This window comes from Paraburkholderia aspalathi, from assembly GCF_905220735.1.
Lineage (GTDB): Bacteria > Pseudomonadota > Gammaproteobacteria > Burkholderiales > Burkholderiaceae > Paraburkholderia > Paraburkholderia aspalathi.
In genome coordinates, this window is the sequence record NZ_CAJNBA010000016.1 from 44,929 (window position 1) to 55,792 (window position 10,864).

Sequence of the window (10,864 nt, forward strand, 5' to 3'; positions counted from 1 at the left end):
ATCAGTCCACTTACTTGAGTTGCGCCGCTGCCTTGCGGGCGAAATCGTTGGTGTAGGTCGCGTTCAGATCGATCTTTTTCGGATCGAGGCGGTTATCGAACGACGACAAAGCACGCAATGAAGTCGCCGGGCCATCCGCGGGCATCAAGCCATCCGGTGAATACGCGTCGCGCACGTTGTGGAAGGCCTCCACGTAGAGCGCCGAATCGTTGAGCAAATAGGCCGGCGGCACCATCTTCAGCAAGTCGGCGTCGCTCGCGGTCTGCAACCAGTGGTCCGCGCGCACGATCGCGTTGGCGAGCGCCTGTGTCGTCTTCGGATACTTCTGGATGAAAGTCTCCGATGCGTAGAGCGTCGCTGCCGGCATCGTCCCGCCGAATACCTCCTGCGTACCCTGCACAGTACGTGTATCGACCAGCACTTTGATCGCGCCGCTACGCGCCAGCTTGGTCATCATCGGATCCACATTGGACAGCGCGTCGAGCTGACCGCCGCTCACCGCGGCCAGTACCGTGGCGCCACTGCCCACGCCGATCGCCGAAATCTCGTTACGCTGCACGCCTGCCTTGCGCAAAGCCACGGTGAGCACCAGATCCGTCGACGAACCCGGTGCGCTCACACCGACTTTGGCGCCCTTGAAGTCCGCCAATGTCCTGATCTGATCCGCCTTCGACTTCAGCACCGCGACAACGATCTGCGGCGCGCGGCCCATCAGTACGAACGCGCGGTAGTGTTGCCCTTTTGCCTGCATGAACAGCGTGTGCTCGAATGCGCCGGCTCCCACGTCAGCACTGCCCCCTACGACCGCTTCCAACGCCTTCGAGCCGCCCGCGAAATCTTCGAGCGTGACGTCGAGCCCTTCGTCCTTGAAGTAGCCCAACTGCTGGGCGGCGAGTACCGGCAAATAGTAAAGGCCCGGCAAACCGCCAACGGCCATCGTGAGCGTGGGCTTTTCCGGAGTGTCTTTGGCCAGCGCGACGCTGGGCAGCGTCGCGGGTACGCTCAGCGCGAGCAACGTGGCGCAGGTGCTGGCGGCACGCCGCATCCAGTGAATAGGCATGTGATGTCTCCTTGTTCTGTTTTCATTCGATGCGATGGCGCTACGTACGATGCATGGTCCACATCGTTGGCGAGAGAGCGCGCAACGATTGTCGTCGGACGGTGTCGCGCACGCCATGCATCGAAACCCGAATAGCGTATGCAGTGTCTCGCGCGTTAGCTGAAGATAAAGACGCGCGTGCACATGCGGCAGCACGGCAGAGGGCCTGCCGCTCGAACCATCAACGGATGGATTGGAAAGAACTACCAGGAGATGGCGCGGCGGAGTCGCTTCTTGCGACTTATTGCGCGCGAAGTACAGGACGAGTCTGCGGCTGCGGTTGTGTCGACGGCGTGCCGCCGCCAACAGGCACCGGAATGTAAGGCGCGACAACGAACGGTACCGACGAATTCGGCGCCAGCTCCGTGGGCGTTGCGATAGGCTGCGCCCCTACGATCGGCTGCCGCGAGAGCGGCGCGGTCTGAAGCACGGTACCGCTCTGACCATCGCTGATACCGCTCTGCGAGTCGAGTATCACGGGCTTGCGGGCGGTAGTGCTCGACGCGGCGAACGTTGCCGATACGGCAAAAACCGTTGTCAGCGAAGCTGCGGCGGTCATGGCCAGGACGGATTTGAGCAAGCGGACAGGACGCATGGGCGGACCGGTTGAGTTTGAGAATGCCGGATTGCGCAGAAAACGCTTTACCTTACCGCGGCGGCATCCTTCAGGCTAGTCGTTATTAGCCATGAGTCGCCAAGAAGCGCCAGTTGTTGTGGATTTTCGTGGTCCAGATGTGACAAAGCCCCGTCTATACGGGGCTCAACGCTTTACTGCAATGGCCGCGCATGAGCGCTGCCGGGTCAAACTTGATGCAGTTGAAACTTACAGCGAGTAGCCGTTGGTTTCGAGCGAGCGGATGCGCTGTTCGAGCTGAACGATATCCGACGACGACGCCAGATAGGCTTCACGACGAGTGCGTTCTGCAGTTTCAAACCAGGTGCTCAGCTTTTCAAGTACGTATGCAAACATGATGTTCTCCAAGGATCAGATTGAATCCCCGGTGAGTTCGGCATCAGGGATTTCCCGTAAAAGGGTTAACCCGGATTATAGCCCTATGGTGCAACCTTGCTAGTGAAATGCCCGCATGACGTGCATTCCGTTTTGGAATGGTGCACGCCCGTGGTGCACTTAAGCTGTTGATTTATCTGAATTCAAGACGATTTTCTTGCGGCGATTGATGCTGCCCCACATTAAATTGCACCATTTAGGTGCTTTTTGAGGCTCGGTTGCGATAACGTCCTCGACAGGTTGCACTCCGCGCTTTCAGATCGGATGACAACCCTTCCCCGACACCAGATCGGTATCGGCGAGCCGCTCGATAATCGGGCAATCCGGGCGCTCGTCGCCGTGACAATGGTCCGCCAGATGCGCCAATGTGTCGCGCATGTCGGTCAGTTCGTTGATACGGCGATCGAGCTCCGCAACGTGCTCTAGCGCAATCGCCTTCACTTCGGCGCTGGCGCGCGACCGGTCGTGCCACAGCGCCAGCAAGCGGCGGATGTCTTCGACCAGAAAACCAAGACGGCGCGCCTGCCGAATAAAACGCAGCGAATGAACCTCTTGCGGCCCGTATACGCGATAGCCAGCGCTCGTACGCGCCTTCGCCGCCAACAGGCCCACGCTTTCGTAGTAGCGAATCATCTTCGCCGTGACGCCCGAGGCGCGGGCCGCTTCACCGATGTTCATGACTGTTTCCCCAGTGTGTGCGTCGATCGTACACCTTCCCATAGTGGGAAGGTCAGCCACTCAATTGCGCATCGGCAGGCATAATTCAAGCATCGCAATATTCATTTTTTTGAGGCAATCCCGATGACGATCGAATTCCAGGTAGAAGGCATGAGCTGCCAGCATTGCGTGGCTGCGGTCACGAACGCGATCCGTGAACACGATGGCGCCGCTCAGGTCGAGGTCGATCTGGCATCCGGCCGCGTGGCAGTCGAATCGGCACAACCGGTCGACACGCTCAAAGCCGCAATCGACGAGGCCGGTTACACGGTGACCGGCGTGACCAGCGGCCCAGCCCGCTAAGCGAGCGACCGTTATGTTCAAAGTTGCCGTCATTGGTGCTTCCGGACTGCTCGGCCGGGCTCTCGTCGACGAACTGGCGCAGCAGGCTGATTGGCAAGTTGTCGCCACGGCGTTCAGCCGGCCGGGGCCGAACACGGTCGCGCTGGATATTCGCGATGCGCGGGCGGTCGAGCAATTTGTCGAGCGTGAAGCGCCGGACGCGCTCGTGATTGCCGCAGCAGAGCGTCGGCCGGATGTGTGCGAGCACGATCCGGCGCTCGCCCGGGCGTTGAACGTCGATGCGGTGCGCACCCTGGCCACGGCGGCAACGCGGCGCGGCGCGTGGACGCTCTCGATCTCAACCGATTATGTGTTCGACGGCACCCGCCCGCCCTATCAGCACGATTCCGCGCCCGCGCCGCTCAATGCCTATGGGCGCAGCAAACTCGAAGGCGAGCGCGCGCTGACGGAATCTACCGATCTCGGCTGCGTGCTGCGTTTGCCGCTGCTCTATGGGCCGATCGTCGATTGGGCAGAATCGGCGGTGACGAGTCTCGTGCCGGCGATTGCCGCGTCGGCTTCACGCGAGGGCAAAGCCGCGATCATGGATGCATGGGCGATTCGCTACCCGACCTTTACGCCGGACGTCGCGTTCGTGATCCGGCAGATGCTCGAACGACATGCGCGTGGCGATGCGATCGGCGGCATCGTGCAATGGTCGGGGGATGAGCCGATGAACAAGTATGAAATCGCCGTGCGGCTGGCCGAAGCACTGCAACTGGATGCGCAACTGACGCCACAACATACGCCCACCGACGCGACGCCGCGTCCGCATAACTGCCACCTGGCGTCGGACCGGCTCGAGGCGCTCGGCATTGGTCGCCGCACGCCGTTCGACGTTGCGATCCGGCAAGTGCTGGCCGCATTTCCATGGCGGGGCGAGCCGGCGGCAGATCAGCCTCAATGAAAATCACGGCTCGCCGTAGCCAGTTCGCCGAGCCAGTCGCTGTGATCTTCAAGTCGATGCGCGACGAGATGGATCACCTCGCCCTTCTGTTTCCGTTTCGCGTTGCCCGTTTTACTTGCGTTCATCGCATTGCCGGCGCTGTCACCGCCGGTAGAAACGCCGTCGTCACGCTGCAAGACGCCATACACCGCCAGCAAGGATGAACCCAGCAGTACCTTGCGCTGTTTTTCCACCAGCGCCGGCCAGACGATCACATTGATCGAACCGGTTTCATCTTCGATGGAAACGAACACGGTGCCGTTTGCCGTGCCCGGCCGCTGCCGCACGGTAACGATGCCGCAGGCGCGTGCCAGCGTGCCGTGTCCGCACGCGGCAAGTTCTGCGGCCGTGCGAAAACGCTGCTTGGCAAGACGCTCGCGCAATAGCGCGAGCGGATGACGATTGAGCGTGAGGCCGATGCTCGCGTAGTCGTCGACGATCTCGCGACTTTCTGTTGCCTGCGGCAATGTCAACGGCGCTTCGGCGATCGGCGCATCGCGCAGCAGCTTGGGTACCGTGTGCTGCGCGGTCACCTGCCACCACGCTTCGCGCCGATGGCCCGCAATGCTGACCAGCGCGTTCGCCGCGGCCAGCGCTTCGAGATCGCGCCGCGTCAATGCCGCGCGACGCGCCAGATCGTCGACGTCGGTAAACTGCGCGTCGCTGCGAGCCGCCATAATGCGTTCGGCCGCTACCTGCGAAAGACCTTTGATCAGATGCATGCCGATGCGTACTGCCGGACCGCGTGCACCATAGGTTTTCGACGATTGAAATACGCGGGCGGTCAGCTGTTTTGCCGCACGCCGGATCGTCCGGGCCAATGTGAAGCGCCGCAACGACATGTCACGGAATTGCTGTGCAGACAATGCGCCCTGCTGACGACGCAAACAGGTCTCGCTCGATGAAATCCGCTGCCCTTCATGGCCGCGTCTTTCGAAGGTCGACTCCCAATCGCTCAAGGTTACGTCCGGCGGCAACACCTGGACGCCGTGACGCCTGGCATCCTGCACGAGTTGCGACGGCGAATAAAATCCCAACGGCTGGCTGTTCAGCAACCCCGCCAGAAAGGCGGCCGGCTCATAACGTTTCAACCACGCGCTGAGATAGACGAGCAAGGCAAAGCTCGCCGCATGGCTTTCAGGAAAACCATATTCGCCGAAGCCTTCGATCTGTTTGCAGATGCGCGCGATGAACTCCTTTTCGTAGCCGCGCGCCGACATGCGGTCAGTCAGATCCTGCTGATACTTCGCCAGATTGCCGGTGCGCCGCCACGCGGCCATCGCGCGCCGCAATTGATCGGCCTGCTCGCCGGTGTAGAGCGCGGCAACCATCGCGAGGTGCATCACCTGCTCCTGGAAAATCGGTACGCCGAGCGTGCGCTCGAGCACGGGGCGTAACTCATCTTTAGCGTAGTCCACCGCCTCCAGACCCTGCTTGCGACGCAGGTACGGATGCACCATGCCGCCCTGGATCGGTCCGGGCCGCACGATCGCAACTTCGATCACAAGATCGTAGTACTTGTTCGGTTTCAGCCGCGGCAGCATGCTTTGCTGCGCACGCGATTCGATCTGGAATACGCCGATCGTATCGGCATGACCGCACATTTCGTAGACACCGCGATCTTCGCGCGGAATATCCTGCATCCTGAATTTCAGCAAACCGCGCCGCAAGGCGACGAATTCCAGCGCACGACGAATCGCCGACAACATGCCGAGCGCCAGCACGTCGACTTTCAATAGATCGAGCGCATCGATGTCGTCCTTATCCCACTCAATTACGCTGCGGTCTTTCATCGTCGCGTTCTCGATAGGTACTAGCCGTGACAACTTGTCTTTCGCGATCACAAAGCCGCCGACGTGTTGCGACAGATGACGCGGAAAGTTGCGCAACTCTTTGGTGAGGCGAATCAGATTCTGCGTGATGTGCGAGTTGGCAGCGAAGCCCGCTTCGGCCAGATATTTGGCGACCGCATCCGTGCCGTCCCACCACTGCTGCGATTTACTGATTCGCTCGATCAACGACGCTTCGAGCCCTAACGCCTTGCCGACGTCCTTCAGCGCACTGCGGGCGTGATAGGTGATCAGCGTTGCAGTGAGCGCCGCGCGATGACGGCCGTACTTCCCATAAATATATTGAATCACCTCCTCCCGACGCTGATGTTCGAAATCGATGTCAATATCAGGCGGTTCGTTACGCGCACGCGAGATGAACCGTTCGATTAGCATGTTCATGTGCACCGGATCAATTTCCGTCACGTGCAGGCAGTAGCACACGATCGAATTGGCCGCTGAGCCTCGTCCCTGACAGAGAATGTTTCTGGAGCGCGCGAAGCTCACGATATCCTGTACCGTCAGGAAGTACTTTTCGTATTTCAGGTCGGCGATCAGTTGCAGCTCTTTCTCGATCTGATCGATTCGTTTGAGATCTATTCCCTTCGGCCAGCGCTCCATCGCGCCGGCCATGACCAGTTTGCGCAGATAGCTTGATGGCGATTCACCGGCGGGCACCAGTTCTTCCGGATACTCGTACTTGAGTTCGTCGAGCGAGAAGCGACACAGGGCGGCGATACGCAGCGTTTCTTCGAGCGTGTCACGGGGATACAGTTTGCCGAGCCGCACGCGCGTGCGCATATGCCGTTCGGCATTGGCCTCGAGCGCATGACCACACGCCGATAGCGGTGTGACGAGGCCAATCGCGGTTAGGGTGTCCTGCAACGGCTTGCGCGATCGCACATGCATCAGGACGCCTCCTGCTGCTACCAAAGGCAAACCACTCGCTTTTGAAATCATTCGCAATGCGTCGATCTGAAGATCGTCGCTACCGGTTTGCCAAAGTTCGAGTGCGATCCATGAGCGTTGCGGCGCGAACGATGCCAGCCAGTGCACACAACGCAATGTGTGCGAGAGCGTCGCCGTGCGCTGCGGCACGAGGATCAGGAGGCAGTCGGGCAAGGCTTTGAGATGCTCGAGATGCGGCAGCGAGTCGGTGAAGTCGGATGGACCGAGGCGATAGCTGCCTTTGTCTGCACGCGAACGGGCCAGCGTGATCAGTTCGGAAAGGTTGCCGTAACCATTGCGATTGGTTGCGAGCGCAACCAGTGTGCAGAATGGCTCGCCTGCATCGTCGGTTAGATTGAGTTCGCTGCCGATGATGAGGTGGGGGATGGGTTTTAGCTTCTCTTGGTCAGGGGTTTCTGGCTCGGTGGTTGCTTGTTGGGTGGTTGCTTGTTGGGTGGTTGCTTGTTGGGTGGTTGCTTGTGGGGTGCACGTTGGCTTCGCGGCCGCCGGCTCTACTGCTTCTTCCAAAGCCGCTCCTGCCTGCGCGGTTTTCGCCTTGTCATCGCGCTCCTTCCGTTGGCGCTCCCGCTCCTGTTCGATTTCTTTCACCGCCGTGTGCGCGCGCACGACGCCCGCCAGCGAGCATTCATCGGTGATCGCGAGCGCGCTATAACCGCACGACATCGCCTGCTCGACCAGTTCATGCGGGTGCGAAGCGCCACGCAGAAACGAAAAATTAGTCAGGCAGTGCAACTCCGCATACGGAGGCAATTGGGGCACAAGCGCCTGCTCCAATGAACCTGAGACTTGGGAATCTGCCATGATGCTCAGCCGAATAAACCCTGCAGATACCACTCGCCGCCAAGGCGTTCCCGGTACACCCAGAACATATGCCCACGATCGTCTGCCGCAACGTAGTAATCCCGCTCGACGAGGTTACCGTCCCACCACCCTGCTTCAATCCGTTCGGTACGCGTGAGCATTTTCAGTGGCCGACGATAGATCGGCCGCTGGTCGCGCATCATCAGGTGCAGCGGTTTGTCGAGCATCCAGACGGGGCGAGGCTGTGATGGCAATGCACTGTCGGGCAGATCGAGTGAGGCTTGAGCATCGGCCGCTTGTGTTACGAATAGGTGGCTGCTTTTAGCGTCGCTCGCTTCTTCTGGCTCTCGGGATATGTGCTCTGGGTGTGCTGTGCGTTCCGCGTGTCTCGCCCCATCGTCGTCTGCACCCACGCTCTCCAATGCAGCGTGCTGCAACTCATCGGTCAGCCAGGTTTTATCCGCTTTGATTTTTGTCTTAGTCTTCGCAGATGAGCGCTTCTTGCGCGAAAACGCTTGCGCCTGATAGGCCTCGACGCGCATTGCCCGCTCGGGCCGATGATCGTCCTGCACCGACATCTGCAACACGTTCTCCGGCCCCAAACGCGCGCTCAAGCGTTCGAGCAGACGTGCGATCGAATCGCCGTCTGATTCGGGCATTGGAAACAAAGTGTCCGACCGCCCTGCATGGTCGCCGATCTGATCCGCGACCAGCTTCAACTCGATCACGGGCGCCACCAGAACCGTCTGATTCAACTTCTCACGCAACAGCCAGATCAGATGCTCGGCATCGCGCGACGGTATGGCCCAAGCGACCTTCAGACTCGACGTTTTCGGCGCATGACGGGATGCCAATTCATGTTCGAGCAACAACGTATAACCACTGAGCGCTGCATGATGCGCGCTCAACCATCCGGCCAGTTGCACAATCAGCCGACGCGCGGCGAACAGTAATGCATCGGCATTGTCGACCCGCGACGGCAACTCCAACTGAGCATGAAACGATGCCGGCGCGCGAAACGATTCGCGCGGATCCGGACGCGCACCATATGCCTGCGCCAGCAGATCCAGAATTCCGCTGCCGAAACGCCGCACGACACCCGACCTTGGCAACTGACGCAAATCGGCCAGTGTCGCGCAACCAACATGCGTAAACGCATCGCGATCCGCCTGCGAAACCGGCAACAACAACACGGATAAGCGGTCGAGGACCCGAGCAAGCGACGTCTCCTTTATCACATGCCAACGATGCCCCTGCCGATCGGCGTGCGCCTGAGCCAACAACCACGCGCCCCAGGCTGTCGGTGCACACGCGATGCGCGCCGTATAGCCGAATTCAGCCACCGTCGTGGACACCTGCGACAACAACGCCCGCAAGCCGCCAAACAACCGCAAGCCGGAGCCGACTTCCAGCAACAAGGTATGCGCGTGCCCGAGCGACACCTTCGGGGTGTACGTCAGCAAAGCGAGCGCCATCGCTTCGAACGCCTGCGTTTCGCAGACTGTGTCTGCGGCAAGCATCTTGAGACCGGGCGCCAAGGCCAATGCGTACGAGCGCGATTGCCCCACGTGCACCCCGGCACGCAATGCGTCGAAATCCGGCATCACGATGTGCGCGTGATCGGCCAACGCATAGCAGCGCGCCTCGGTAACGCTGTCGGCACCCGGAGGTTGGCTTGTCTCGCCGGACTCACACCGATTCGGCTTCGCGAGCGAACCATCCGGAAGCGGCTCGAGAGGCTTCACCGCTTCCAGCGATAAGAGTGGCAATGTGACTGCGATCCACAACATGTTTGATCTCTCGTCCTTGATTGCTACCGATCCCGCTTTCCGGCAACAAGACGCTTTGTAACGGCAAAATGAGACGCAGAGGCTCCGCTAGCGGCGGGCCGCGACGCTTGAAGATGTCGATCGAAATACCAATCTCCTGCAACCATTCACGACGGTTGATCGTCTGCGCATTGGCCGGCAAGAGCGGCTCGCAGATCATTCGTAATGGCGCCGGTGAAGATTGCGTGGCTGCCTCGACAGGCCGGATCAAAAATGCCAGCGATCCCGATTCCTGAGCCGCCACCTGCAGACGCCGAACCTTATCGGCGCGCGCATTCGGTAGCCATACCAGCACAGCGCCGATGCCATCCTGCTTCAATGCCTGAGCAGCAGCCCACAGAGACTGGTCTTCACTCGAACGCACCCATAAGACGCGTTCGACATCGATACCCCACGACCTCAATGCCGAAGCACAGGGCTGGTAAGGGGGCGCCACGAGCATGACGTGCCGTTCAGCTTGTGCCGTAAGATGCCGAAGCGCGCGGGCCAGCAGGCGCAGTTCGCCGACTCCTTCGTGCTCAATCAATAACTCTGTCAGGCCGCCGGCCGACCAGCCCTGCCCAGGCAGCAGTTGATCCAGCGCAGCATAGCCGCTGGAAATCACCCGCGAGTCCGCCTCGGCAAGCTCATTGCCCTGCCACACCTGACGCCGCAATCTCGACGACAACGCTGTCGTCGCCAGATGAATCGCTGCTGCCATAGACACGCTCGTTCAATAGGGAATACTCCACCCTGCCCGGCATCGGGCAAGCATGGGGTGACGAGTTTTCACTGTATATTTATACAGTATTCTGGGACGGATGTTAAGGCAAAGCGATGCGACGAGGCGCGCGCAAGAGGGAAATAAAAAGGGGTGGCGAAGCTGTTTTTGTTGCAGATTTTTCGCCTGCGGGAGAGCTACTTTTTGGCGCTGTCGCTCAGCAAGCAGGGTCCAATCTCACGTGCTCTGGGAGGAATGAGAAGAGCAGAGAGCCTGCGCATGTATGTCGCGGAATTGATAAGAGCCAACGGTTACGCGATCGCTGCGGATCGGGGAGAAGTAAGGCAAGGAGAACTGAGGCGCATTGGGCAAAGCTGCGCGGAATGATGTTTTCAGATCCGACCATTGTGATGGACGGACAGACGCCCGGACTAAGTCCCGGCGTGAGCATGCCATCGTCGTCGTGATGACTCGACTGGAGGCAGAAGACTCGTTCTGCCTCTGCGTTTCGTGCCGTAAACGCAGAAACCCCACCTTTATGGGGTGGGGTTTCTGGACTTGCAGGGGAGCCTGACGATTACCTACTTTCACACGGGAATCCGCACTATCATCGGCGTGGAGTC

Annotated in this window: 9 protein-coding genes; 2 read left to right on the top strand and 7 right to left on the bottom strand. The window is 60.1% G+C overall.

Going from position 1 to position 10,864, the window contains the following annotated elements; genetic code table 11:
- Nucleotides 1-10: 10 nt before the first annotated feature.
- From KHO30_RS38000 to cueR, 4 genes are all read right to left on the bottom strand, one after another.
- Nucleotides 11-1,060, bottom strand: coding sequence for an ABC transporter substrate-binding protein (locus KHO30_RS38000; protein ID WP_211703983.1), 1,050 nt, complete (start codon nt 1,058-1,060; stop codon nt 11-13).
- Nucleotides 1,061-1,340: 280 nt separating this feature from the next.
- A complete protein-coding gene (locus KHO30_RS38005; RefSeq protein WP_093646582.1) occupies nt 1,341-1,694 on the bottom strand; it encodes a hypothetical protein in 354 nt (117 codons plus the stop codon).
- 228 nt (nt 1,695-1,922) lie between these two features.
- Nucleotides 1,923-2,069, bottom strand: coding sequence for a DUF3563 family protein (locus KHO30_RS38010; protein WP_012432419.1), 147 nt, complete (start codon nt 2,067-2,069; stop codon nt 1,923-1,925).
- Nucleotides 2,070-2,363: 294 nt separating this feature from the next.
- Nucleotides 2,364-2,786 (bottom strand): Cu(I)-responsive transcriptional regulator, encoded by a 423-nt coding sequence (cueR, locus tag KHO30_RS38015; RefSeq protein ID WP_054042147.1) that lies wholly within the window; start codon nt 2,784-2,786, stop codon nt 2,364-2,366.
- A gap of 123 nt (nt 2,787-2,909) precedes the next feature.
- Here cueR and KHO30_RS38020 point away from each other — a divergent pair, with 123 nt between their 5' ends.
- Nucleotides 2,910-3,128 (top strand): heavy-metal-associated domain-containing protein, encoded by a 219-nt coding sequence (locus KHO30_RS38020; RefSeq protein ID WP_093646579.1) that lies wholly within the window; start codon nt 2,910-2,912, stop codon nt 3,126-3,128.
- A gap of 13 nt (nt 3,129-3,141) precedes the next feature.
- The gene (locus KHO30_RS38025; protein WP_093646577.1) at nt 3,142-4,074 is read left to right on the top strand and encodes a dTDP-4-dehydrorhamnose reductase family protein; all 933 of its coding nucleotides are present in this window, start codon (nt 3,142-3,144) and stop codon (nt 4,072-4,074) included.
- Here KHO30_RS38025 and KHO30_RS38030 read toward each other — a convergent pair.
- Genes KHO30_RS38030 through imuA form a run of 3 tightly spaced genes read right to left on the bottom strand, consistent with a single transcriptional unit; the run spans nt 4,068 to nt 10,241 of the window.
- Nucleotides 4,068-7,712: an error-prone DNA polymerase gene (locus KHO30_RS38030; RefSeq protein WP_211703984.1), complete on the bottom strand. Its 3,645-nt coding sequence runs from the start codon at nt 7,710-7,712 to the stop codon at nt 4,068-4,070. The two genes, KHO30_RS38025 and KHO30_RS38030, sit on opposite strands and share 7 nt — an antisense overlap.
- A gap of 5 nt (nt 7,713-7,717) precedes the next feature.
- Nucleotides 7,718-9,502 carry a Y-family DNA polymerase gene (locus KHO30_RS38035; RefSeq protein WP_211703985.1) on the bottom strand — a complete coding sequence of 595 codons (1,785 nt, stop codon included), beginning with the start codon at nt 9,500-9,502 and terminating at the stop codon, nt 7,718-7,720.
- The gene (imuA, locus tag KHO30_RS38040) at nt 9,402-10,241 is read right to left on the bottom strand and encodes a translesion DNA synthesis-associated protein ImuA (protein ID WP_093646570.1); all 840 of its coding nucleotides are present in this window, start codon (nt 10,239-10,241) and stop codon (nt 9,402-9,404) included. The genes KHO30_RS38035 and imuA overlap by 101 nt, the downstream gene beginning before the upstream one ends.
- Between the last annotated feature and the right edge of the window lie 623 nt (nt 10,242-10,864).

Coding starts and splice junctions, on each gene's coding strand:
- KHO30_RS38030 (WP_211703984.1), bottom strand. CDS start 7,712: ATGGCAGATTCCCAAGTCTCAGGTTCATTGGAGCAGGCGCTTGTGCCC.
- cueR (WP_054042147.1), bottom strand. CDS start 2,786: ATGAACATCGGTGAAGCGGCCCGCGCCTCGGGCGTCACGGCGAAGATG.
- KHO30_RS38035 (WP_211703985.1), bottom strand. CDS start 9,502: ATGTTGTGGATCGCAGTCACATTGCCACTCTTATCGCTGGAAGCGGTG.
- KHO30_RS38010 (WP_012432419.1), bottom strand. CDS start 2,069: ATGTTTGCATACGTACTTGAAAAGCTGAGCACCTGGTTTGAAACTGCA.
- KHO30_RS38020 (WP_093646579.1), top strand. CDS start 2,910: ATGACGATCGAATTCCAGGTAGAAGGCATGAGCTGCCAGCATTGCGTG.
- KHO30_RS38025 (WP_093646577.1), top strand. CDS start 3,142: ATGTTCAAAGTTGCCGTCATTGGTGCTTCCGGACTGCTCGGCCGGGCT.
- imuA (WP_093646570.1), bottom strand. CDS start 10,241: ATGGCAGCAGCGATTCATCTGGCGACGACAGCGTTGTCGTCGAGATTG.
- KHO30_RS38000 (WP_211703983.1), bottom strand. CDS start 1,060: ATGCCTATTCACTGGATGCGGCGTGCCGCCAGCACCTGCGCCACGTTG.
- KHO30_RS38005 (WP_093646582.1), bottom strand. CDS start 1,694: ATGCGTCCTGTCCGCTTGCTCAAATCCGTCCTGGCCATGACCGCCGCA.